Origin of the sequence: Butyrivibrio sp. M55 (genome assembly GCF_900116865.1) — a bacterium.
Taxonomy (GTDB): Bacteria; Bacillota; Clostridia; order Lachnospirales; family Lachnospiraceae; genus Butyrivibrio.
The window spans coordinates 239,096-263,827 of the sequence record NZ_FPCD01000004.1 but is presented as its reverse complement, the minus strand read 5'-3'; the positions used below and the strand labels follow the sequence as shown (position 1 = coordinate 263,827).

Annotated in this window: 19 protein-coding genes; 1 reads left to right on the top strand and 18 read right to left on the bottom strand. The window is 39.8% G+C overall.

The window, feature by feature from the left end:
• Window positions 1-6: 6 nt before the first annotated feature.
• The 14 genes from BM398_RS07160 to BM398_RS07095 all read right to left on the bottom strand — a co-directional run bounded on the left by BM398_RS07160 (window position 7) and on the right by BM398_RS07095 (window position 17,009).
• On the bottom strand, window positions 7-426 hold the full coding sequence (locus tag BM398_RS07160; protein WP_026655823.1) for a sugar 3,4-ketoisomerase: 420 nt from the start codon (window positions 424-426) through the stop codon (window positions 7-9).
• A 1-nt stretch (window position 427) separates the two neighbouring features.
• Complete coding sequence (locus BM398_RS07155) at window positions 428-1,996, bottom strand: DUF6056 family protein (RefSeq protein WP_092337051.1); 1,569 nt, start codon at window positions 1,994-1,996, stop codon at window positions 428-430.
• A 15-nt stretch (window positions 1,997-2,011) separates the two neighbouring features.
• Entirely contained in the window at window positions 2,012-3,103 is a 1,092-nt protein-coding gene (locus tag BM398_RS07150; RefSeq protein WP_092337050.1) for a GDP-mannose 4,6-dehydratase, read from the bottom strand.
• 10 nt (window positions 3,104-3,113) lie between these two features.
• A complete protein-coding gene (locus BM398_RS07145) occupies window positions 3,114-4,568 on the bottom strand; it encodes a sugar transferase (protein WP_242949777.1) in 1,455 nt (484 codons plus the stop codon).
• A 95-nt stretch (window positions 4,569-4,663) separates the two neighbouring features.
• Window positions 4,664-6,106 (bottom strand): WecB/TagA/CpsF family glycosyltransferase, encoded by a 1,443-nt coding sequence (locus BM398_RS17390; RefSeq protein ID WP_242949776.1) that lies wholly within the window; start codon window positions 6,104-6,106, stop codon window positions 4,664-4,666.
• Between the two features lie 58 nt (window positions 6,107-6,164).
• Window positions 6,165-7,553, bottom strand: a complete 1,389-nt coding sequence (locus BM398_RS07135) for a hypothetical protein (RefSeq protein WP_139233792.1) — start codon at window positions 7,551-7,553, stop codon at window positions 6,165-6,167.
• Window positions 7,554-7,820: 267 nt separating this feature from the next.
• Entirely contained in the window at window positions 7,821-8,864 is a 1,044-nt protein-coding gene (locus tag BM398_RS07130; protein ID WP_092337047.1) for a 5'-3' exonuclease, read from the bottom strand.
• Between the two features lie 17 nt (window positions 8,865-8,881).
• Window positions 8,882-11,167 (bottom strand): glycosyltransferase family protein, encoded by a 2,286-nt coding sequence (locus BM398_RS07125; protein WP_092337046.1) that lies wholly within the window; start codon window positions 11,165-11,167, stop codon window positions 8,882-8,884.
• Between the two features lie 139 nt (window positions 11,168-11,306).
• Entirely contained in the window at window positions 11,307-11,936 is a 630-nt protein-coding gene (locus BM398_RS07120; protein ID WP_092337045.1) for a cytidylate kinase-like family protein, read from the bottom strand.
• A gap of 112 nt (window positions 11,937-12,048) precedes the next feature.
• Entirely contained in the window at window positions 12,049-12,762 is a 714-nt protein-coding gene (locus BM398_RS07115) for an ABC transporter ATP-binding protein (protein ID WP_026655879.1), read from the bottom strand.
• Between the two features lie 122 nt (window positions 12,763-12,884).
• Entirely contained in the window at window positions 12,885-13,643 is a 759-nt protein-coding gene (locus BM398_RS07110; protein ID WP_026667453.1) for an ABC transporter ATP-binding protein, read from the bottom strand.
• Window positions 13,644-13,655: 12 nt separating this feature from the next.
• Entirely contained in the window at window positions 13,656-14,702 is a 1,047-nt protein-coding gene (locus BM398_RS07105) for a branched-chain amino acid ABC transporter permease (protein ID WP_092337044.1), read from the bottom strand.
• A gap of 13 nt (window positions 14,703-14,715) precedes the next feature.
• Window positions 14,716-15,612, bottom strand: a complete 897-nt coding sequence (locus BM398_RS07100; RefSeq protein WP_026655883.1) for a branched-chain amino acid ABC transporter permease — start codon at window positions 15,610-15,612, stop codon at window positions 14,716-14,718.
• 185 nt (window positions 15,613-15,797) lie between these two features.
• Complete coding sequence (locus BM398_RS07095; protein ID WP_092337043.1) at window positions 15,798-17,009, bottom strand: ABC transporter substrate-binding protein; 1,212 nt, start codon at window positions 17,007-17,009, stop codon at window positions 15,798-15,800.
• Window positions 17,010-17,241: 232 nt separating this feature from the next.
• On the opposite strand from BM398_RS07095, the gene BM398_RS07090 reads away from it, so the two are divergent.
• The gene (locus tag BM398_RS07090) at window positions 17,242-17,745 is read left to right on the top strand and encodes a hypothetical protein (protein ID WP_092337042.1); all 504 of its coding nucleotides are present in this window, start codon (window positions 17,242-17,244) and stop codon (window positions 17,743-17,745) included.
• Window positions 17,746-17,824: 79 nt separating this feature from the next.
• Here BM398_RS07090 and BM398_RS07085 read toward each other — a convergent pair whose 3' ends face one another.
• From BM398_RS07085 to BM398_RS07070, 4 genes are all read right to left on the bottom strand, one after another.
• Complete coding sequence (locus tag BM398_RS07085) at window positions 17,825-18,097, bottom strand: hypothetical protein (RefSeq protein ID WP_092337041.1); 273 nt, start codon at window positions 18,095-18,097, stop codon at window positions 17,825-17,827.
• A 128-nt stretch (window positions 18,098-18,225) separates the two neighbouring features.
• The gene (locus BM398_RS07080) at window positions 18,226-21,285 is read right to left on the bottom strand and encodes a family 43 glycosylhydrolase (protein ID WP_092337040.1); all 3,060 of its coding nucleotides are present in this window, start codon (window positions 21,283-21,285) and stop codon (window positions 18,226-18,228) included.
• Window positions 21,286-21,361: 76 nt separating this feature from the next.
• The gene (locus tag BM398_RS07075; RefSeq protein ID WP_092337039.1) at window positions 21,362-23,473 is read right to left on the bottom strand and encodes an endo-1,4-beta-xylanase; all 2,112 of its coding nucleotides are present in this window, start codon (window positions 23,471-23,473) and stop codon (window positions 21,362-21,364) included.
• Window positions 23,474-23,657: 184 nt separating this feature from the next.
• Complete coding sequence (locus tag BM398_RS07070; RefSeq protein WP_092337038.1) at window positions 23,658-24,731, bottom strand: hypothetical protein; 1,074 nt, start codon at window positions 24,729-24,731, stop codon at window positions 23,658-23,660.
• Window position 24,732: the final 1 nt, after the last annotated feature.

The following is a 24,732-nucleotide window of genomic DNA, read 5'->3' as shown; positions in this document are numbered from 1 at the left end:
TATCTTTTACCCATTAATTTCTTTTATAAATTCATCGTAGTCACGAATGTACTCGCTCTCGATGTAATGTTCGCTTGCAAGGCAAAGAAGAACCGAATCGGGTGAAAAATCATACATTTCCTTCCACACCATAGGTCCGAGATAAAGTCCCATTCTGGGCTTATCGAGAGCCACAACTTCTCTCTTCTTGCCGTCATCGATAAGAACCTTACTGCTTCCGCTTACATTTATAAGCACAAACCTTGTATATCTGTTGGCGTGATTGCCTCTCTTGATATCCCTCTCAGATCCGTATATATAGAAAACCCTTCTGATGTCAAAAGGAATGTCAAATCCCGATCCTTCAGCAACCACAAGATTTCCCTTCTCGTCTCCAAACTCTTTAAATTCAAGAACTTTATAGTTCTCGTCAAAGTCACTTCTCATATTATTTCCTCTCAAGTATTATCTCTTTCTTGTTGTAATACTCTGCCATTTTTTCATTTATCCAATAATTGCCTTTACCGGGTTCATCTATATCTGCAAAAAATAATATCTCCGGTTTAGCTGTATACTCTTTCAATACCGGGGCATCCACAGATGCATCATTTAATATTCTGAATCGTTCTTTATTTTCAGCCGCATATCGCGCAGCATTACCATTTGCAAGTTCATAAATACATGACGTTACCGAATAATAATGCGGACTCGGAATAACACAAAGTGCCGAGCCAAAAGCCAAAAGAGCAAGCAAAGTCAAAATCAATGATGAAGATGCATTCGAAAATCTGTCACCTGCATCACCGATCTTAAGTCCTTTATTTCCCTCAAGGTACTGTTTTGCCCACAATGTCACATAAAAAATCGTAAGAACCGCGAAAGCCACAAAATCCATCCATGCAAGACCACGCATTCTTCCCGAATCAAAATTTCCGACCCCGTACAATGGTGCCGTAAGATTTGCCGAAATCATTCCGTAAGCAAAAACCGTAAATACAAACGGATGTCTGAATCTGTATTTTATGTTCTGTCCCATTTTCCAAAAAATCGGAACAAGAATAAGCAGGAACACTATAGTTTCCCATCTCATCATTTTATCTATAATAACATCAAAAGTAGAATATAGCGATAAAAGCACCGATTTAACCGCACCGTAATGCGCTGTTATTTCAGCCTCTCTGTTCTTATTGCCGGGAGCAAAGCAAGAGCACATAAATCCGACAAGATTAAAAACAGCCGGAACGATCAACAACTTAAATCTACCCATCATCTTTTCATCAGCGTCATACAAAGTAACAATATTCTTCTTTGACAAAACTCTGATAACTATCAGTAAGAACGAGCATATAGCAAGTTCGAGAGATGTCATGTAATTAGCTCCGCCCAGACAAAATCCCCAGATGCACGCCCATACGAATCTCTGCTTTTTCTTTTTGTCATTATCTTCGTACACGCATCCGATCAAAAGTCCCAACCAGAAAAATGCCATTGCGAAAGTAAAAGTGTAATTTACAGCACCGCAGTACCAATAAAATGCTTCGGCTCTGACCGCTGACACACTTATAAACTGAGTCATCATGATCAGCGTTATCATCGCAACGGTATTCGAAAGATACTTATCAGCCTTAAAAACTTTAACGAAAAGAGCATTGAAAAAATAACAAATACCAAACGTAAGCATTCCAAGGACTATAAACGGAACAAGAAAATAAAACTGCGCTCCGTACGCATTGGGTCCCAATGCAGTCAAAAAGCTAGAAAAGAAATATCCCTCATAATGAAGAGTAAGATCTACTGCCTTCTCCACTGCAGCCCATATAACAGCAAAAATATTTCCGGTCTGAACAAACTTTTGATGCGGCTGAAGCATCATCGAAAAATCATCGGCGCTTGGATAATCAAAAAGGCCCATGATCAGCATCGGAACTATTCCGATCACATACAAAGCCGTAAAAAAAACGCTTAGTTCTTTTATCGTTATTTCTTTTTTCAAAAAAGGAAGTTTGTAACTAAACATAAGTATTGTTTATCCTTAACCGTAATATTCTTTATACCACTTTGCGAATTTTCTTAGTCCGTCTGTAAGCGAAGTAGAAGGCTTAAATCCAAAATCATTTTCAAGAGCCGTCACATCGGCATAAGTGATCTCGACGTCACCGGGCTGCATAGGTACAAGCTCTTTGTGTGCCTCGAAATCATAATCACTTGGAAGAACTCCGGCAGATATAAGTTCTTTTTGAAGAATATCGACGAAGTCCAAAAGATTGACGGGATCGTTGTTTCCAATGTTATAAACTTTATACTTCACACCGTTTTCATTCTCATCGGGAGACTTCTTCATAACATTCACGATACCTTCAACAATATCGTCAACAAACGTGAAATCTCTTTTACAATTACCAAAGTTAAAGATCTTGATGGTCTCGCCCTTAACAAGCTTGTTGGTAAATCCAAAATAAGCCATGTCCGGTCTTCCGGCAGGTCCGTAAACCGTAAAGAATCTAAGTCCGGTTGAAGGAATACCGTACAGCTTTGAATAAGCGTGCGCAAGAAGCTCATTTGATTTCTTTGTCGCAGCATAAAGAGATACCGGATTATCAACCTGATCTTCCACACTGTAAGGAATCTTCTTGTTGCTTCCGTAAACGCTTGAACTTGAAGCATATACAAGATGAAGAACGCCCTTATATGAATCGTCAGCTACATCCTCATCGTAAGAATGTCTGCATGCTTCAAGAATATTGTAAAATCCGATAATATTGGAATCTATATACGCATCGGGATTTTCAATCGAATATCTGACACCCGCCTGAGCCGCAAGATTTACGACAACTTCAGGTTTAAACTCTTTAAAAATCTTATCGATAACACTTCTGTCGGAAATACTGCCTCTTACAAGTGTAAAAAGCTTAGAATCCCCTCCTGTAAGTTTATCAATTTCCTTAAGTCTGTCCTCTTTGATCCCTACATCGTAGTAATCGTTCATATTGTCTATTCCAAGAATAGAAATACCTGTATCTTTATATTTTCTTATAAGTTCAAGCACGAGATTCGATCCGATAAAACCGGCTGCTCCCGTTACAAAAACTCTTTTTCCGCTAAGATCTATATTACTTGCTAACATTTTTAACCTCTTATTCGGCTCCTCTTCCAAAGAGCACGACATAAACAGTCTTCAAAATTATCCTGATATCCTCAGTAAGGCTCCAATTATCAATATACTCAAGATCAAGCTTAACCACTTCATCGAAGTCAGTGATATCACTTCTTCCGCTTATCTGCCAAAGTCCAGTAAGACCCGGAGTCATGGAAAGCCTTCTTCTGTAATGCTCGTTATAATTCTTGAACTCTTCTTCCGTTGGCGGTCTTGTTCCCACAAGACTCATCTCACCCTTTAAGATATTAAGGAACTGCGGAAGCTCATCAAGGCTTGTCTTTCTGATAAAGGCACCCACCTTGGTAATTCTGGGGTCGTCCTTCATCTTGAACATAAGTCCGCTCATCTCGTTCTTATCTTCAAGTTCCTTCTTGCGCTCCTCGGCATCTATATACATCGATCTGAACTTGTATATTTTGAAACGCCTTCCGTTCTTTCCTATTCTTGTCTGGGAAAAAAAAACAGGTCCCTTTGAATCGATCATTATCGCAGGTGCAAGGAAAAGTGTCACAATGCCTGTGATGATAAGTCCTACGATTCCGCCGAGTATATCAAGTCCTCTCTTTATAAAGAGACGCTTATAACTTGTTCTGTTCATCGAATAAGTAAGAACCGAGTAATCCAAGAAATCATCAAACTGCGTATTTGCCTTGCCAAATCCGGGAAGCTCCAGATTATAGTGAGTCGTGATTCCCATCTCCTCAAATCCCTGAATGATATCTTTCATATCTTTTTGAGGAATATTGGGAGTATTTATAAATACTTCATCGAAAGGATCCGTTATAAGACGCGATGTCAGATTGTTTATTCCGTCATGGACATGTATACCGTCTATGTACCACGGCTCACTTGATGTTTTCTGCGTATCTGAACTCTCTTTACTTATACCGCCCGTGCTTTTCTCTTTTGCATCCGCTGCATAAGCTCTTACGATCTTATAACCAAGATTGCCGGCATTACCGATCAATTTGCGGATAGTATCTTCCATAAGATTTCTCTCGGCTACGACTACCACACGAACTGCATTATTATCGCTTGAAATATATTTCCTAAAAGCATCCTTGAATATTATTCGCGAAAAATAAGTCAGAAGAATATCCAAAAATACAAATATGACAACAAAAAGTCTCGATACACTCTTTCCCCAGTTAAATAAGAATATAACAACAGAAGATGCCACCAACATTACAGTTATAAATCTTACAATGGAAAAGAACTCCCTGATATATCCTCTTACTGCAAAATCCCTGTTCCAGTCAGCAAGAAAAGAATAGACAACACAAAACAGGAGAAAGACAACACATACAAGACGATGTTCTGTCTCATCTCCGTACCCCTCTATATTTGGGAATCTGCTCCAAAATACATGTAACATATAATCACTGTATCTAAGCCATGTGGCAAATGCATATGAAATTATGATACATGCCATATCTATCAGCCAAAGCATGTACGTTTGAAATGTTTTATTTTTATTACTCATACTGAACCATTATATCATGATTTACGGATAGTCATTCTACAGTTCTATATCTTTCTGTTTTTCCTTATAAAATCACATATCAGATAACATAAAAACTTTGTATTTGTGACATAGTAACGCTTAAATAATCGTTCAGGATCTTGAAATAATCTGTATAACCACTCAAGTCCTATCTTTCTGATCCATTCGGGCGCTCTTTTAATTGTTCCGCCATGGAAATCAAAACCGGCTCCAACGCCCATCATAACACCATTAATCTTATCTTTATGGGCAAGCATCCATTTTTCCTGCTTGGGTGCTCCAAGTCCGATCCATACTATATCGGCACCCGACGAATTTATCATCTCAACATCCGCAGCATCTTCTTCTTCAGAAAGAGGTCTGAACGGAGGCGAATACATTCCAACAATATTTATACCGGGATATTTATCAAGAAGATTTTTTCGAAGTTTCTCAATAGTTTCTTCCGAAGATCCGTAGAAAAAGTGTGCTACCTTTCCATCAGTTGTGTTTCTAAACATGTGCTCCATAAAGTCAGGTCCCGCAACTCTCTCAGCACCTATATACCCTTCCTTTTGCTGAAGCTTTGCTATAGGACTTCCATCAGCAAAAATAAAAGCCGAATTATTAAGTACATCTCTATACTCAGGATTCTCTCTTCCCATAACAGAAGTATGCACATTAGAAAAACAAATATATTTTCCTGATAACTCTTTTAAATGCTTAAGAACATGAAATACCGCTTCTTCCGTTCTTGCAACCGCATATTTTATGCCAAAGACATCAAAACGTTCGCTGCGAACAGCCGCAGGTATTGCCGCGTAGTTCTCAATATCTGTCACAATTCCGGATCTGACATTATACCCATTTGCTCCAAGAGTAAGATATGTACGTATTCCACGTTTCTCCGTTTCCTCCAACAGTTCTTTTGCCGATGCCTGATGATCGTTCGCACCTATAAGAAGCATATCATCACAACCTGATATATAAAACTTTTCAATTATATCAGCAATATTCGTAACAGGAAGTAGCACCTTGTACGTCTTGTTATCTCCCATAGAAAGAAACTTGTCCTTATTTTTCTTCCTGTAAAGCATTCTGAAAACATACGAATATAGAATACTTATAGGAAAGAACAAGCCCATTACAGTTCTTGATGAAGCACCACCACGCTGAATAGCATATAGATACATCAAAGAAAAAGCATATACAATAAACTTCCCCTTGACTACCATCATAAAGTTTTCAAACGGATCCATTAAAAAAATGTGTTTTCTTCTACAATCGTAAAGCAAAAATACAATTACCTGAATTACACATGCAGTGACTGTAATTGAAAAATACAATATCGTATAGGAATTATCCCACACCATTATTGCAGCACCAAATTTTATGATCAGTTCAGTAGCCATTGTAAAAACAAGCGCCAGCTCATCAATTATAAATATTCTTTTTACAGGAAATCTCTGTTTTTTATAATTATTCATTTTTTGTTGATCTCCTAGCGTTATATCCGCCTCAACCGTGCTATTCTGTAGTAGATTATCATAAAAGCCTTCTAAAAAGCAATGCAACCACTATTCCCAAAAAGAAAATACTGGCACTAAAACGCGCTTTCTCCACTTTGGCCGCATTAGGTGCATAATATCCTCCTCTAACAGGAGATTCTTCAGAAGTATAATATATATACATCGGTTCATTTTCGTCAGTATAATTTAATACTATGTTTCCTTGTTTTTCTATATTATCTATCTCTTGCTCGGTGTACGTACCGGCAATTAGATCCTCATATTGTTCCACAGCATGCTCGCCGGGGCCATGATCTGCAAGAATGTATCTTGCGTCAGGTCTTTCTACATATACCATGACAGAAGTTACAAAAGAAAAAAGAACTATCGCAATACTAACAAGCTTTGCATTCTTACCCTGTATGTTACAAAATATTCTTTTTTTTCGAAAAATTGAAGTTGGAATGCTCAGCTTTTTTTGTAAAGCCAAAGTATCCCCCCTTCTAAAAGCAAGCGCCCCCGGAACTCTGCAAGATTTCTTTTCAATTATTTCCCATAGCTTTCTGCCCATAAAAACAAAAGCCAGATTCTTAAATCCTAAATTATACAAAAAAGGATCCGTGATTCCCATTATCAACATGGTAAAAGTGATCAATAATTCTCCAATGTTATTATTCTTTACCTCATCGCATATAAGAACAAACCATAAAATTGTAACTACAACAAAAGCAACTAATCCAAGCTGTAATAAAAGATATAACTGAGACATATCTACCGAAACATATGGACTTGATTCGGGATTACTGAGACGTTGTCCAAATAAAGTAAATCCATTATTGTACAAATAATACCTTGCAATTTCCCACCTTGATCCCAGCGTGTCATCATATTTTCTTACCAATGCTACTGTTTCATCTGTAGCTATCATGGGCCCGATTATGCTCAAAAACCATAAGATTGGAAATAATATAACCAAGACAATTTTTTCAGGTAAACCTATCTTATTTCTGTATAAATAAAACAAGTTAAGACAAATAAAGCCAACTATTACTAGTATCCCCGTCTGACTTCCAGAATATATAAACGGATATAATGCAAAAAACAAAATCCATGCAGAGCTTTTCCATACTCTGCGCTTGTCATCTCTACCAACCAGATACATTACCATTATTGAAAGAATAGTATAAGACGAACTCAATACGTTGGGATGAGAACCTCCAAGCGATCTTCTAAAAACTTCTCCAAAACCTCTTCTATACTGAATATATGCAACATCTTCCAATAATCCGAAAGCTGCCAAAAAAGATCTTATTGCCATACCACAAGCGCCGGTAAATGCCCCCCACTTAAACAATCTCCGGATATTTATTCCCTTCATCCCCATCATCAAAGCAAAATACAGCAATATTCCTTTTTCACCGCTCATGCAATAAACCAGCAGAGAAAATCCAATGGCAAACGCAATCAAAAGATATTCATAGACATTATGATCAGTAAAAGCTACGCCGATTCCCCAAAGCACAAATCCAACAACAAGCAATGGGCCATACATAGGCTTTCCTTCATATATCCCCCACATTCGCATTCCAAACATAAGTGAAAAGAATATTACTATGAATAATTCACCATATTTTATCGAACTTTCATTATCAGCAGTGCGTATCATTTTATATCTCCAAATCTAACTCACATTTCAAAATATAATCTTATCTATTAAAGACTTAAAGCCATACTTTTCAAACTCACTCTTCGCTTTGTCTGCATCTATATTTATCTTGAAATCATCAAGAGACTTTCCAAACTCATAGTCTCTTCTGATTGTGGCAAGATCCTTGGACAAAAGAGCCATCTCTTTGTACTGAATCATTGCTTTCAGAGGACTCCTTGTGATTCCGAGCTCTTCTTTCCACATTGCATTAAGCGCCTTCTGTTCCTTGGCATCCTTGCACTCCTCGATCGCTTCATAGATTTTTTCCATCGTTCCGTATCTTGCAAGGAGCGGCATTGCCGCGCTGCTGACGCCCTTAACTCCCGGAATGTTGTCACTTGTATCACCCTGAATGCCCTTAAGATCGGGAATCTGCTCAGGACGAACTCCATATTCCGAAAGGCAAAGAGGCGGTGTCACTTCAAACGCCTTATCGGGGATAGACACCATCTTACTGTTAAATCCATATTCCGCGCCGTACTTATTATGGAGCTCATCAGCTGTTTCCTGCTTGGTCTGAATAAGCCACACTCTTGTGTAGTCATTTACGAGCTGAAGATAATCGTGATCCTTGGTGATGATATATGAAGGTATCTCCTTCTCAAACTTTGCGGCAACGCTACCAACGATGTCATCGGCCTCATACTGCATGTCATACATAACCTGGAATCCCATATCTTCAAGCAGCTTTTCCATATTCACAAACTGCTCCTTAAGTGGCTCCGGCGTCTCACCGCGATTTCCTTTATAATCCGGATACTTTTCCCTTCTGAACGTATCCCTCGTCATATCAAAGGCAAACATCATATGCGTCGGTTTCTGCTCCTTGATTATCTTAAGGATTGCACGCATCATTCCGTACATAGCGTTTGTGTACTGTCCCGCGTCATTATGCATTATCTGTGAAAAGAGCTTTTCCTTTTTCACAGGATCTTTTTCAAATAAAAGAGCCTTCGGAAGGTTGCCGTAATAGTTTGTAACCAGCATTGAACTTCCGTCTATAAGAATAAATTTTTGGTTATCACTCATACTATCTTTTTCCCCACTTAATCCTTTTTAGTCTTCATATATTCTCGCACGATAAAGACTAATGTTGCAAGTGTGATGAGTTCCGACAATCTCCACAAGACCGGTTCCCTGAACCATATCTTTATCTTTCCGCTGTATCCTGCAGGAATTTCTACCCAAAGCTTCTTGTTATCTCCCATGAATGCTTTGAGCTTTTTTCCGCCCGCTTTTGCGGCATAGTATCTGTATCCCCAGAGAGGTGCTTCCGTCACAACCGTATTTTCCGTAGGGTTATCTACCTGCGCATAAATGGTCGTTCCGTTTTTCTTAAGTATCTTCGCCGTTGCGCCGGAATCTTCCCTTATTATCATATCTGTGTCAGTATACGGAACTGATTCTTCAATGTCCGGAATACTGAACTCAGCAATTGCCACATTACTTATCTCAGCATCATCATACATTGTAATGGGATGCGCTGTTTTCACAACATCTTCAAGAAGTGTGTTGCCCTGAATAACGCATGCAAAGCATATGACTGTCATCGCAACATACGTCGCATTCTTTTTATTAAGTTTACATACTGCATTCTTCGCAGTAACCGCAAACCAGAAAACAACCATGCCGCAGGAAACATCCAAAAAGTGCCATGGAAACTGCATATTGGCAAGAAGTTTGTATAGGATCGGCACATCCTGATAAAGCGTAAAATAAAACATCGAGTTGGTACTAAGAAGCACAAAAACAATGCTCAAAGCAAATACTCTTGCATATATCAGGCTTTTCCCTTCAAACTTTCCTGCAATAATAAAACCGAACGCAATTGTAAGTACTGCTATCGAAAATATTCCAAGCCCCAAAAACCCGCTCGTATCAAGCTCTTTCGCCTGCGAATAGCCAAAGAACGTAACAAGATCTCTGCCTCTTGCCCAGATCATATCCGTTATACTGTTTCCACTCACATTTTTAGATACCATATAATCCACGAGCGGAACCACAAAATGCAGATTTAAAAGTAGGATAGCTGCAACTGCCTTTAACAGAGGGATCAGAATATCTTTTTGTACTGTCTTTTCCACAAGAACCAGACAAAAAATCGGTATCACAAGTGCAAGTATAAATGTCGAAAGCACGTGACACGACAATGTAAGCGTAACTCCTAATGCAAGATAGATATAAGCGTTCTTGCTCTTTTTTGAATATATTTCCCACAAGCCAAGTATGACAAGCGGCAAGAAAATAAACGCACCAAACTCGCCAACCGTTGCCCCCGTGTAAACGCTGTGAAGTCTAAATCCAATAAGCGTGAAAAGAACCGATGAAGCAAGTCCCACATTCTTATCATCGGCTATTTTTCCAAACGAATAATATGAAACAAGTGCAGTCAACACATTTGTCAGAAAAATATAGAACTTATAGCCCGCCTGCAACGTAAAACCAAGATTCACCAATATTGCCGAAGGATAAAGAAGCAGATCTCCGTAGCCAACACCTGCAGCATAACCGTAGCCCCTATCCCATCCGGGATATATGTGCACAGGGAACTGACCACACTTAAGCCCTTCACCAAGATACACGATTCGTCTAAGATGATAAAAAATATCATCACCAAAATAAAGCTTATCGCTAAGAAGCGGATAGCTTGCATAAAGAACAGTAAAAAGAAGCACTCCGACAATAAACGCTTTGTCTTCAAAGAAACGCTTTGTCTCTTCTTTTTTTATACCAAAAAGATACAATACAATATCAAGAGCCATGAACAGTAATAAGAGCTTAGCCGTCTCATAGATTATTGTTTTGCCCCTTAAATACGTGATGCGTACTTCATTTGCAAGAACAAAAAAGCCGTCTCCCGTTTCATCCCTCTCGGGTCCCATTCTCACTTCAAAATCTGTTTTGTATCTGACCCATGAATCATAGCTGACTTCATTCATTTCCATAGGAAGTGCTATATGATCGCAATAAGCAAGATGTGCAGCCTTATCCTTTGATACATCAAGGCATGCCTGAAGTGTCGTATAACAAAAATGCCAGTTTTCTCCTGCGTTCGAACTATAATTTACATAAATGTTATATATACCTTTCCCCAGGTGCAGCGGCTTAGTTACAACATATGACTGCTCCTTGTCGGTGTGATCCGCATAAGCTCCGCTTTCACGTTCATATTCATTTGTTTCGCGATTCAAATAATCAACAAAAAAATCATCCTGAGAAAAAGAATAGCTCTCAGTTCTGTTGAATCTGAATGCATTTAAAACAAGCAAGATCAGTTCTGCAAGGACTATAGTTATTATAATGTTCTTCTTATCAGCAAAAAGTTTTTTCATAAATACTATCCGAAAGTTTATTTAAACATCCTTTCTTTGAACTAGCTATCTTACTCAAGCTTTTTTATCAGCAAAAACATAGCGAGGAACAAATTTCGTTCCTCGCCCTATTTTAAGAGAAATAACTTCTGTATTCAAGTTATAGATCATCCCCAAATCTTACTTTTGCATAAGCCTTTATTGCCTCAACGCATTTCTCAAAGCCAAGCTTACTGCTATCAAGACAAAGATCGTAGTTCATGGCATCTGTCCACTTGCATCCTGTGTGATGTTCGTAGTAGTCAGCCCTGTACTTATCTTCTCTGGCAATGAACTTCTCAAGTTCTTCACCTTCAAGGCTCTGAACCTTTCCTGCCTGCTCCATAAGAAAATCCTGCGGAGCATGGACGAATACGCTTATGACATTATCATAATCCTTGAGCACGAAATTGGCAGCTCTTCCGATTATGACACCGCCTGTAGTTTCAGCAATCTTTTTGATAGTAGCTGCCTGAAAATTAAAGAGATTATCAAACGAAGTAAAATCTTTGCTGTCAGGCCCAAGTATTTCGCCCGTATAAACATTTGCAGGCATCTTAAAAAAACCTATGGTCCTGCAACGTTCATCGGCATCCAAAAAGAGATCCTCGTTTATTCCGCTCTCTTCGGAAGCAAGGCGCAAAAGTTCTTTGTTATAGTAATTGATCCCAAGTTCTTTTGCCAGCATCTTGCCGACTGTCCTTCCACCGCTTCCATACTGTCTTGCAATCGTGATAGTAATATTCTTCATTGTATCCCCCTACTCTGGGATATACACTAAGCTGAATGAAGTCATGCTCTCGTTTCGCTCGCCATGACACGTTCGCACTAGCTTCGATAAAACCTCAGCAAGTGCTCTCAGCCTACTCACCCAGATATGCCTTTTTAATCGACTCATCATTCAAAAGATCGGCTGCATTTCCTTCTTTTACGATCTTGCCTGTCTCAAGGACATATGCTCTGTTAGCGATTGAAAGAGCTTTTTTTGCATTCTGCTCAACCAAAAGAACTGTCACACCGTCTTTATTAACATCTCTGATGATATTGAAAATCTCATTTACAAATATAGGAGAAAGTCCCATTGAAGGCTCATCCATCAGGATAATGTCGGGATGAGACATAAGTGCTCTTCCCATAGCAAGCATCTGCTGCTCACCGCCTGAAAGTGTTCCTGCAAGCTGTCCGGATCTCTCCTTAAGTCTTGGGAAACGTGTGTAGATTTTCTCAAGTGTCTCCTGAAACTCTGCACTATTATCTCTGGTATAAGCACCCATCTTAAGGTTCTGGAGAACCGTCATCTCCGCAAATACTCGTCTTCCCTCGGGAACCTGAGCCATTCCCATAGACACGATTTTATGTCCGGGAACTTTGGTTATCTCCTCTCCCTTATATTTTATCAGACCTGCATCCGCTTTGATAAGCCCTGACAACGTATGAAGTATTGTAGTTTTTCCCGCACCGTTTGCACCGATAAGCGCTACAACTTCACCCTTATTTACTTTGAAGGAGATACCCTTGAGAGCCTGGATAACTCCGTAATATACGCTTAGATCGTTTACTTCTAAAATTGATTCCATAAATATACCTCAAAAACTAATGTAGACTTAATATTGATATAAACAAGGAAGTCATGCTCTCGCTTCGCTCGCCATGACACGTTCGCACTAGCCTCGATAATACCTCGGCAAGTGCTCTCAGCCTACTCACCTAAATAAGCTTTAATTACTTCCGGATTGGAAAGAACTTCTTTTGTCTCGCCCTGGCAGAGAACCTTACCGAAGTTCAGAACCGTAAGCTTCTCACAGATTCCTGAAACAAGCTTCATATCATGCTCGATAAGAAGAATCGTCATCTCAAATTCTTTTCTGACAAGCGCGATAGTTTCCATGAGTTCTTTTGTCTCGTTGGGATTCATTCCCGCAGCAGGCTCATCCAGAAGAAGAAGCTTGGGATCTGTCGCCATAGCTCTTACGATCTCGAGCTTTCTCTGCTTTCCGTAAGGAAGGTTCGATGCAAGAGTATCTCTTTCTCCGTCAAGGTCAAATACTTTCAGAAGTCGCATAGCTTCATCATCAATCTGCTTCTCGACTTTTTTGTATCTTCCCACATGAAGGATTCCCTCAAGTGTGCTGTATTTGAATCTCTCGGAAAGTCCGACCTTAACATTGTCGATAACAGACATCTGCTTAAAAAGTCTGATGTTCTGGAATGTTCTGGCTATTCCCGCATGATTAATTTCTATTGTGTTTTTTCTTGTTATGTCTTCGCCGTCAAGCTTTATCTTGCCTTCATTTGGCTTATACACGCCTGTAAGAAGGTTGAACACCGTAGTTTTACCGGCACCGTTTGGCCCGATAAGTCCGTAGAGCTCACCCTTTTCGATTGTCATATTAAAATCGTCAACCGCGCGCAATCCACCGAAGGAAATGCTCAGATTGGTTACATCTAAAAGTGCCATTATTTCACCACCTTAAACCTTTTTCTTAATCCCAAAATTTGCAAATGTTTTCTTTCTCCACTCTATTACCTTCGGTGACCAGTTCACGATCATCATTACAATGAGAACGATTGAATAAATAAGCATTCTGTACTTGTTAAGGCCTCTGAGCAGCTCGGGAAGAAGGTACAATATGCAGGCAGCAACAACGCTTCCTCTGATGTTTCCTATTCCTCCGAGAACCACATATACAAGGATCATGATAGATGCATTGTATCCGAAGTACTGTGATGAAGCAGTAAGTGTCGTAATGTTATGTGAATAAAGAACTCCTGCAGCACCTGCGATCGCAGCTGAAATGGTAAATGCGAGCATCTTATATCTTGTCACATTAATACCCGATGCCTCTGCAGCAATATAATTATCCCTGATTGCCATGATTGCACGGCCGTCTCTTGAATTGATGAGATTAAGCACTACCACAAGTGAAACAAGAAGCATTACTATTCCTATGGTAAAGCTTGCATCATGTGGAGTTCCCGTAATTCCCATCGCTCCGTTTACAACCATCAGCCCATCCGGTTCAAGTCCGAGAGCCATCTGGTTTTCCATGGAAAAATGCATTCCCTTGCTGTCTACTCCGATATAAAAAGCATTGATTACGTTCTTTATGATCTCACCGAAAGCAAGTGTAACGATTGCAAGATAGTCGCCTTTAAGTCTGAGTACGGGAATACCGATAAGAAATCCGAACAATGCCGCAAATGCTATTCCTATAACAAATGCGATAAGAAATCTCGGACCTGAAGGTATCTTTTCCGCAGTGATCTTGGAAAACGCTGCACTTGTAAAAGCACCGATACACATAAAGCCGCAGTGTCCGATACTGAGTTCTCCGAGAATACCTACGCAGAGATTAAGTGCAACCGCGATTATCGCATAATATGTCATCGGAACAAGAAGTCCCTTGATATGATTTGTAAGATGTCCCGTTGAAGCAAGTGCCTGTACAATAAGGAAAGTTGCAACAACGATTCCGTAAGTTATCAGATTGTCTTTTGTCTTTTTGTCTATACGCATAGTCGTCACCTCTTTAAACCTTTTCCTGAATGACTTTACCGAGAATTCCTGTAGGCTTAACAATAAGCACGATTACAAGTATTCCGAAAACTATGGCATCAGACAGCTGTGAAGAAATATATGTCTTACTGAGAATCTCTACGATTCCGAGAACAATTCCACCGATCATCGCTCCGGGTATAGAACCTATTCCTCCAAGAACTGCCGCAACGAATGCCTTAATACCGGGCATAGCTCCGACATAAGGAGACAGATTCGGATAAGCCGAACACAAAAGTGCACCGGCTACAGCTGCAAGAGCAGAACCAATCGCAAATGTAAGCATTATAGTCTTATTGACATTTATTCCCATTAAAGTTGCAGCGCCCTTATCCTCTGCAACAGCAAGCATTGCCTGTCCCTGCTTAGTCTTATTTATAAAAAGCTGAAGGCATACAAGAATAATGATACTAACCGCAATAGTAACGATAGTAACACCCTGAATCTTGAGTTCTCCGTTTGCAAAAGAAATTCCTTTCCATGTTATTACAGATGAAAAAGACTTAACGTCAGCACCGAAAATAATAAGCGCAAGATTCTCGAGGAAATAGCTGACACCTATAGCGGTAATAAGAACTGCCAGCGGAGAAGCTGCCCCTCTGAGCGGTCTGTACGCAATAAATTCAGTTGTGATTCCGAGAAGTGAACACAAGATTATGGAAACCACCACAGCAATGATAACTCCCGTTGTAGAATTGCCGCCCATTGCTCCAATCACAGAGAATATTACGTAACATCCTACCATGATGAAATCGCCGTGAGCAAAATTGAGCATCTTGGCTATTCCGTAAACCATGGTATATCCAAGTGCAATGATGGCATAAATACTACCAAGACTAAGTCCGTTGATGAGATAAGTAAGAAAGCTCATCGTATACCTCCAAAAAAATTCCTAATATTTCTTATGATATAAATAATACCACACAAACAGGACTTTTATCCTATTCCGTGATATGAAAACGCAGGACACCTTTTGAGGGTATCCTGCGTAGCACTTCACTGTGCAGTTACGCGGATTACGCGCGTTAAACACTTTAATCTGTGTTTCCTTGCAGATTACTCTGCTGAAACATAAGCGCCTTCCTTGATAACAACAGCCTTAGGCTCTTTGTTAGGCTCACCTGAAGCATCCCAAGTCATCTTTGCAGATGTAAGGCCTGCTGCCTCAATCTCTGTCATAGCTGCCTTAACAGCTTCGCAGATATCTGATGTACTCATATCGGGAGTTACACTCTTAGCTTCGAGTGCCTGCTTAATGATATATACTGCATCATAAGCATCAGCTGCGAACTGGTTAGGAACTTCACCATATTTTTCCTGATACTTCTTAACGAAGTTAACTGTAAGATCATCCTTAGCATCTGCTGCGAAAGGTGTAAGAAGCATTACGCCCTCAGCAAGCTTTGTATCGAAGTTCTCAACAGAAAGAATTCCGTCCATACCGTCAACACCGAAGAATACAGGTGAATATCCCATTGTGTTAGCCTGTGTAAGGATAAGTGATGCTGCCTGATAGTAGATGGGAAGGAATACAAGATCTGCACCCGCATCCTTTGCCTTCTGAAGCTGAACTGAGAAATCAGTAGCATTATCAGCTGTGAAAGCTTCCTCTGAAACGATCTCAAAGTTCTTTCCTGCTGCCTCTTCCTTGAACTTCTGATAAATACCGTTTGAATATACGTCTGAGTTGTCGTAGATTATACCAACCTTAGTTGCAAGATTGTGATCTGCAATGTACTGCGCTGAAGCAATACCCTGGTTAGGATCTGAGAAGCATACGCGGAATACGTTGTCATACTTAACGCATTCTTCAGCCGATCCTGAAGGTGTAAGCTGGAACATATTGTCAGCTTTTGTATTCTCTGAAACTGCGATTGAACATGCACTTGTTGTTGAACCTACAAGGATCTGCATGCCCCAGTCTTTAAGAGTATTGTAAGCATTTACTGACTTCTCTGCATTGAGCTCGTCATCTTCCTTGCTATACTCTACCTGATATCCGTTGATACCGCCTGCCTCGTTGATTTCCTCAACTGCAAGCTCCGCTGCGTTACATACAGCATTACCATATACTGCTGCTGCACCTGTAAGAGGTCCGATAGCACCAATCTTGAATGTAGCTCCGCCATTTGCTGAGCTCTCTGTTCCCTGTGCCTGCGCCTGAGTATCAGGTGTCTCTGTGCTTGCTGCATCTGTGCAGCCTGCAAGCATTGATGCTGCCATTACGGAAGCCATAAGCGCACTAACTGCTTTGCTAAACTTCTTCATAATTTTTTTCCTCCTAATCACAAACCAAAACCAAAATGTATATTTGTATACAATCTTGTTTTTATTTTTAATAGGTTAAATTATCATAGGAAAAAAGTCAACACTTTTAAGGTATCAAAATGCAAATCTTTATAAATCATGGGTTTATAACAATTTTTATCTTTTAAGTGCGCTATTTACGTTGCATTAATCACTTATGCTTGTTACAATTAGCTAAAGGGGGAATAAAATTATGCTTCAGTTGTCTTACTTGGGGATTGCTTTTGCATTTGTGTTCTACTTAATCTTCGGTATTACTGTAAAATTCATGACTCTGACTGTTTATGAACAGAACAAAGCAAGGCTTGGGATAATACTCACATCACTGCTTGTTTTCGCAGTGTCCTGTTTTTCTTCGGGATTCATACACATTCAATCAGCCAAATATATCTATGGGCTTTTATTCTTTCTGTTTTCCGGAATATCAGTATTTATATTTGTAACGCTTATAGTTGAACTCCATCAAATAAGCACTCGGGCAAAAATGCGCCGTTTCATGCTTTTGTTTGATATAGTCGATCATTATATGAACGAAGGTAAGACAAACGAGGAAATTCTCGATTATCTTATAGGAATACAGAATCTCTCTGTAAAAGAAGCAACCGATTTTCTCACTTTCATCACAGATCCTACAAATCACGAGTTCTTATCGGACGTAAATGAACAGATCCGTGAAGCACAGTTATTAAAGACCTGATTAATTTAATCTATAAATAAAGTAAAAAGAAAGACCTAAGCTACTCATAGTGCTTAGGTCTAATATTTTGTCTTCTTTATCAAGTCGATATGATTCTGAATTCATCAAACTGTGGGTCTTCCACAAAATCCATAATGAGGTTCAAAGGTGTAAGCCCGATTGCCTCGTGATGAATCTGCTCTCTTATGACCATTTTCTCATAAGCAGAAAGATTATGAAACTCCGGATGGCTTTTCTCATACTTCTCATTGAGCTGGTCAAAAAGATTATACTCCGGATCGCCCCACGCAAATACTTCGGCTGTCTTCAAATTCGGTTTGAACGGAGAATATTGAAGCTGGCTGTTTTCCATAGGAAGTCGCTCCTTTCTCGTCAAAAAACACGGTTGAATACGCTAAGTACACTTTCTACTAAATAATATCATATTTTAGACAAAATTTCATAAATTATTAGAATTTTTTTATTTTTCACTTAAAGTTATTACTTAAAAGCAATCTGTGCAAAATTGTAGAATCCAAGGTACCAGATATTGAAATCATGAGAACCGTTGAGTTCCTGCCATGTAAAGTTCTTTCCTGCCACAAACTGGTTGCATGCTGCCGGAAGATTCTTTGCTGCTGCAGATGCACTTGAATAAGCTGTTCCATCCTGAAGGCCACAAATGTTGTAGAAATAGTGGATAGGATACTTATTATCCTTCAGGATTGAAGCTGTCTTATCTGCTGTGTTACTTGTCGGTGCAGCTGAGAATGCTCCGAAATATCCAAATAAATCAACACACTCTCCAAGACCAATGTTAATTGTCTGCATACCACCCATTGAAAGACCGGCGATAGCTCTGTGATCTCTGTCAGCGTATGTGCTGTAGTTAGAATCAATATACGGAATCAGATCGTTTCTAAGCTCTTTTCCGAAAGAATAGAAAGAATCTGTTGAGCCACTCTGTGAAGCTTTTCCGTTAGGAGTTACTACGATGAATGAATCAATGTCACCATAGTATGAAAGGTTATCCATAATAGCCTTTACCTGGGAATTATTTCCTGTCATTCCCCACTCGTTTTCATTTCCGCCGATTCCGTGAAGAAGATAAAGTACGCTATACTTCTTGTCAGAGCTGTAATTAGCGGGAAGGTAGATATTTGCCTTCTTTGTATATGTATGTCCGTCTGAAGCATCGTGGGCAGTATAAGAAATATTCTTGATAGTACCAGCACCTTCACCGTTTCTAACTGCAGAATACTTTGAAGGAATGCTGTTCGCTATTGTTGCTGTAGCATTTGCATTCTTATTGCTTGTCTGATTATTCTGCTTGTTATTGTTATCTGCCTGCTTCTGGTTATCATTCTGCTTATTATTGTTATCTGTCTGCTTCTGGTTATCGTTCTGCTTCTGATTGTCTGTCTTCTTCTGAGTGTCCGGCTGATCTGAAGACTTAACAGGTTCAAACTTCCACTGCTGGTTCTTCTTTCCGTTAGCCTTCCACTGGCATACATTTGAGCCGTCAGCTGTCTTATGCTGATATACATCAAGAACTTTTGCGCCACCTGATGACTTTGTTCCTACAGTATAAACACCGCTGGTCTTAGTAGGCTTTATAACAAACTGCTGTGCGTCATGACCTACCGCATCATAAATCTGGACATTTGTGCCGTCCTTGTTCTCTCCGTATGCTACATCAAGCATAAACTCTCCGAGAGCTGACTTAAGAGTGACATAACCGTCTCCCTTATTCTCAACATACCACTTCTGTCCCTTTACGCCTGTACCCTTGCTGATAATAACATTGGTAACCTTCTTTGCGTTATCATCCTTTACGGTAAGGTACTTCTGTGAATTAACATCCTTCAGATAATACCATCCATCCTGAACCTCTCCCGATACAGTATTATTTTTTGTCTGATCGTTACTCGGCTGAGGCTGAGGTGTAGGCTGAGGCTGAGGATTAGTCTGACCGTTATTATTGCTGTTATTATTGTTGCTATTATTATTGTTATTATTTTTTGTATCCTTGTTTTCCTTATTGTCCTTCTTATTAGACTCTCCGTTGCCGGTCTGTGATCCATTATTGGTATTTCCGGCTGCGTTACCGCTATTAGCTTTCCAACGGTCAAAAGAGAATGAGCCTTTAAATACAAGACAGATGTCTTTTGAACCTGAAACGCCCTTTACATCACCTGAGAAATCTTTGAAAGAGCCGCCGGTACTTGATACATTGATAGTACCGAGAAGATTTCCCGAAGGAGATCCTTCTCTTACTTCAATGCTTCCGTTTCCGTTACTCTGAACCGTTGCAGTTATTGAAGATGCTCCATTAGAGAAGTTTACTCCCTTAATCTTTGTATAATCACCGTTATCTATATTAGCTACAAAAGCTGTTCCGTTAGAGTTACCCTTTACAGAAATGCCTGCCTGAGTGAACATTGTCTCTGCTTCTACCCAGTTATAAGGATCAACGCTTGGCTTCATGGGAACACCGTTAAGCGACTGCTGTACAGTATTGATCTTGCCATTTGTCACATTCACCTTATCGATGTGAGTTGTTCTGTATCCAAGGTTATTACCTACCACTTTGGATTCTACTGTGTGAGTATGATATGCCATGTAGTAGCTGCCTCTGAACTCAAAGATCTGGTGATGGTTGTTTCCGTCAGATCCCTTGAATGTAGATCCGGGATTTGCCATGATCTCGCCCTGGTGACTGAAAGGTCCCATAGGATTCTGGCTTGTCATAACCTGAATTGTTGCGTTTCTAAATCCGTTTCCGCAATTCCAGTTAGAGCAATATGAATAATAATATGTATTACCGATCTTATTGATTCCCGAATCTTCAAAAAGATAAGGTGCATCAATAGTAGCTGCAGTTCCTGATGTACTTACCATATCTGCGCCGAGCTTAATTACTCTTGCAGTCTTGGGATGTGCATCCTGTCCCGAAGGTACACCGCCTCCGAAATACAGATATCCTGTTCCGTCGCTGTCTACAAGTACGGCAGGATCGAACAACCACTCAACATTACAATTCGGAGTGGATTTTGTTATAAGTGCATGACCGATCGGATCTGTCCAAGGTCCTGTCGGACTATCCGATGTCAAAACGCCGATACTGCTGGCATTATTTGCAAAATATAAAAAGAACTTGTCTTTTCCGTTAATCTTCTTGGTACAGATTGTAGGAGCCCATGAGTTACTTGCCCATTTAGCCGCTCCGTTTCCACCCGCAATATTATATGCGCCGTGATCAGTCCAGTTTACGAGATCCTTAGAAGAATAGCAGTTGAGCTGATTTATCTTCTGATATGTATTTTTGTTGTTTCCCGCAAACTCCTGTGAGTCATTGGTTGTATATATATATACCGTATCGTTATAAACGAGTACGCCCGGATCCGCGCCGTAACTCTGAGTTACAAGCGGGTTATTTTCATTATCGCCTTTGACATAGCTTCCTTTCTCAACGCCTGCGGCTTCTGTCGTTACAACAGAGCCCACTACCAGCGTGCACGCCATTGCTACGCCAAGCATTCTTTTTATCGACTTTACCATAAAAACCTCTCATCTATGTTTGAAAAAAACGAGTGACAAAATATAGATATTGCCACTCGTTTTGTTATTGTTTATATTACTCTACGCTAAAAGTTACTGAGCTTCCAACGCTTCCGTTTCCTACGAAACCGATCTCTATGCTCTGACCTTTACCGATAGACTTATTCCAATCAACAGGAGTGATAACGTAGTAATCTCCACTGGTCTTAACATTCATGTTCCAGTAATTGCTGATATTAACATCGCTCTTCTTAACTTTAAGGGTCCAGTTCTTTACAGTGTTGTTTGAAGTATTCTTAATCTTAATACCCATTGTATATCCTGTTCCCCAGCTGTTTACAGCGTAGCTGACATCAAGAGCCTTTGAATCGTCATTTCCTGACTTAGGCTGCTCCTGCTTAGTTGCTTCCTCTTTTGCAGGCTCAAAGATCCATTCCTGATTAGGATTGCCGTAGAATGACCACTGGCATACATTTGTGCCGTCAGCTGTCTTGTGCTCGTATACATCAAGAGTCTTTGTTCCCTTAGATGACTTTGTTCCGATTGTATAAACTCCGTCCTTCTTGGTTGTCTTTACGATAAACTGCTGAGCATCGTGACCTACAGCATCATAAATCTGAACATTTGCTCCATCCTTATCTTCGCCATTGGCAACGTCAAGCATGAACTCTCCGAGAGCAGACTTAAGTGTGATGTAACCGTCTCCCTTGTTCTTTACATACCACATCTGTCCCTTTGCTCCGCTACCTTTTCCGATAACGACAGAAGTTACCTTCTTTGCTCTGTCACCCTTTACTGTAAGATACTTCTGTGAAAGAGTGTTCTTAATGAAATACCAGCCATCGGGAATGTTCGCTGTTGCATTGTTGTTTACCTTTCCACTGCTTGACTGTCCGTTATTATTATCTTTGTTGTCTTTATTTTCCTTGTTATCTTTGTTTTCTTTATTATCCTTTTTGTCTGACTGTCCGTCGCTCGGCTGAGGCTGAGGCTGTGGCTGAGGATTGGTCTGTCCGCTGCCGGGCTGACCGATAACATCTGTATACGCCTGAATAACCTTGTTGTAAGCCTGCTTAGGCTGTCCGGGTGAAGAGAACAACAAAGGCTTTGAATTGTTGATCCATGTTGTCTGATCTGACAATCCCCACCATGTAATACCTGTAACGTTTCCGCCGTTCTTCTTGATCTGGTTGATCTTCTTAAAGAGATCGTAAGAGTAGTTGGCCATATCGCCATCGCCCTTATTTGTGATATCAAGCTCTGTTACCTGTACTTCAAATCCTGACTTAAGGAATGAATTCATAGCATTGATATATGTATCAACCGAAGGGTAATTTGTTCCGAGGTGAGACTGCATACCAACACCTGCGCAAACTTTTTTGCCCTGATTTATATAATTAACAAGAGTAGTAACCTTCTGTACTTCCTGATATGTGTTGAAATCGTTGTAGAAAAGCTTAACTGAATTTGTAAGCTTATACTTTTCAAGTGTTTCATAAGCATAGTTAAATGCCTTCTTTACATAAGAAGCATTGGTTCTGTTATTTCCGTAAACTGCTTCCCAACCTGAGTTGTTTGCATGGATTACTTCGTTTGCAACGTCCCATGCATAAACGCATCCACCATACTGGTTTGAATATACGTGATTCATAACTGTCTTTACATACATCTCAAGACGAGCATCCATTGTCTGCTGATTTACGAATCCGTTATTTCCTGCGTAATTGCTTCTAAAGAACCATGACGGTGTCTGAGAATGCCATACAAGTGTGTGTGCTCTCATGCCAAGACCGTTCTGGCTACAGATTTTCATTACTTCATCTATTGTTCCGAAATTAATCTGGGGTACATTTGATTCACGATAACCGTCAGGGATATAGTATCCTCTGTTCTTTGCCTCTGATACTGAGATCAGCTTGGGTGAACTTCCAAGCAAAGCATCCGGCTTCATCTCGTTCTCAAGTGTGATAGAATTGAAATGTTTCTTCAGAATGTTTAACTGATTTGAATCCTTTAACTGATATAAATTAATACATGTTCCTGAACGACCATATGTACTGCCATATGTATTCAGAAGTGTTGCGTCCGCAGCCTGTGCATCTACCGTAGATCCGCCTACGCACATTGAAAAGGCACACATAAACGCCATAACTTTGGCAACAACGCTTTTAATACTTTTTACCTTCATAGCATCCTCCCGTTAATAATATGTTAAACTCTTCCCCATCGAGTAAACATATTGTAACATATTATTTCACAAAGAGGTATACAAAAATTGCTGGTTATTTATCATAAAGTGCTGTCAATACTGCACAACTCGTTTTTTCGATTTTTATTTAACTTTTAAACAGTAAATGCAAATGTAACATTTATCATTTTCTATTATAAGCGTTTATTTCCTGCTCCAGATTATCGATCACTTCCACAGCATTTTCCTTATTTACAAGACATCCAAACTCCACAAGGCTCATATCTGTCTTGGCTTTTTTCACCGCTATATTTTTTATCTCCTCATCGCCAAACATGACCTTTTCCATCTCAAGTCCAACTAACGGCCTAAAATGTGAAGCATCAAAATAGTACTCGGTTCCGACAGTATATGTATTGATTCCGGAAAAAAGATAAAAATCCGTAACCTGCGCCACATCATAGAGAAAGTCCAGATAATCGTTAGAGATTGCCATCTCATATGTAGATTCAAGAATCGGAGAAGTAACGACAATAAGCTTAATCCCCTGCTCATCACACAACTTGGAAAGATTCTGTATCGCCTCAATTACTCCGGATCCGCCGTCATATATCAGAGAACTCTCCGGCTCAGGCATATCTCCCGAACCTCCTATTTCCATTTTAGTATTCTCAATATCCACACCATAACTATAAAAAAGCTTTTTATTCTCATTGTTATCTCCAAGCTTATACTCAGTAAATATCTGCGGAATGATTCTCCATACCGGTTTTAGCTTAAGATACGAATAATAAAATCTTAAAGGTGACTTCTCATATGTCTGATAGGTTGTAAATATCGGATTATCCAGTCCTATGGTAGCCCCCTTCCACATAGATATCTCATCTATCAGCATTATCACTTCATCAAGTTTCACTCCGCCATCCGTCAACGTCTTAACCGTATCGTAGTTTTCAGCGGGATTCCCCATGGCATAGGTCATATTGTACCAGTTAAGCTCTCTGCCATCGTCCGTCTCGGTAGGAAGTCCTTCTCTCGGAAGATTCGCCACCCTTGATGAGCCAAGTAATATCGCATTGAATTTACTTTTGTTTTGTAAAAGATATTTTGTCTTAATAAAATTCTGATTAGGCGTAACATCCGTAAGTCTCACATTATTCACATGAAAAACGTTATATGCATCAATAAAAATGCATGCGCCGGCATAGATAAGCACCGGAATTATAAAAAGACAAAGACGTGTTATCAGTTTTTTCATC

Excerpts from the sequence above, each read along its gene's own strand:
- BM398_RS07160 (WP_026655823.1), bottom strand. The coding sequence starts at position 426 with ATGAGAAGTGACTTTGACGAGAACTATAAAGTTCTTGAATTTAAAGAG.
- BM398_RS07155 (WP_092337051.1), bottom strand. The coding sequence starts at position 1,996 with ATGTTTAGTTACAAACTTCCTTTTTTGAAAAAAGAAATAACGATAAAA.
- BM398_RS07150 (WP_092337050.1), bottom strand. The coding sequence starts at position 3,103 with ATGTTAGCAAGTAATATAGATCTTAGCGGAAAAAGAGTTTTTGTAACG.
- BM398_RS07145 (WP_242949777.1), bottom strand. The coding sequence starts at position 4,568 with ATGGCATGTATCATAATTTCATATGCATTTGCCACATGGCTTAGATAC.
- BM398_RS17390 (WP_242949776.1), bottom strand. The coding sequence starts at position 6,106 with ATGAATAATTATAAAAAACAGAGATTTCCTGTAAAAAGAATATTTATA.
- BM398_RS07135 (WP_139233792.1), bottom strand. The coding sequence starts at position 7,553 with ATGAGCGGTGAAAAAGGAATATTGCTGTATTTTGCTTTGATGATGGGG.
- BM398_RS07130 (WP_092337047.1), bottom strand. The coding sequence starts at position 8,864 with ATGAGTGATAACCAAAAATTTATTCTTATAGACGGAAGTTCAATGCTG.
- BM398_RS07125 (WP_092337046.1), bottom strand. The coding sequence starts at position 11,167 with ATGAAAAAACTTTTTGCTGATAAGAAGAACATTATAATAACTATAGTC.
- BM398_RS07120 (WP_092337045.1), bottom strand. The coding sequence starts at position 11,936 with ATGAAGAATATTACTATCACGATTGCAAGACAGTATGGAAGCGGTGGA.
- BM398_RS07115 (WP_026655879.1), bottom strand. The coding sequence starts at position 12,762 with ATGGAATCAATTTTAGAAGTAAACGATCTAAGCGTATATTACGGAGTT.
- BM398_RS07110 (WP_026667453.1), bottom strand. The coding sequence starts at position 13,643 with ATGGCACTTTTAGATGTAACCAATCTGAGCATTTCCTTCGGTGGATTG.
- BM398_RS07105 (WP_092337044.1), bottom strand. The coding sequence starts at position 14,702 with ATGCGTATAGACAAAAAGACAAAAGACAATCTGATAACTTACGGAATC.
- BM398_RS07100 (WP_026655883.1), bottom strand. The coding sequence starts at position 15,612 with ATGAGCTTTCTTACTTATCTCATCAACGGACTTAGTCTTGGTAGTATT.
- BM398_RS07095 (WP_092337043.1), bottom strand. The coding sequence starts at position 17,009 with ATGAAGAAGTTTAGCAAAGCAGTTAGTGCGCTTATGGCTTCCGTAATG.
- BM398_RS07090 (WP_092337042.1), top strand. The coding sequence starts at position 17,242 with ATGCTTCAGTTGTCTTACTTGGGGATTGCTTTTGCATTTGTGTTCTAC.
- BM398_RS07085 (WP_092337041.1), bottom strand. The coding sequence starts at position 18,097 with ATGGAAAACAGCCAGCTTCAATATTCTCCGTTCAAACCGAATTTGAAG.
- BM398_RS07080 (WP_092337040.1), bottom strand. The coding sequence starts at position 21,285 with ATGGTAAAGTCGATAAAAAGAATGCTTGGCGTAGCAATGGCGTGCACG.
- BM398_RS07075 (WP_092337039.1), bottom strand. The coding sequence starts at position 23,473 with ATGAAGGTAAAAAGTATTAAAAGCGTTGTTGCCAAAGTTATGGCGTTT.
- BM398_RS07070 (WP_092337038.1), bottom strand. The coding sequence starts at position 24,731 with ATGAAAAAACTGATAACACGTCTTTGTCTTTTTATAATTCCGGTGCTT.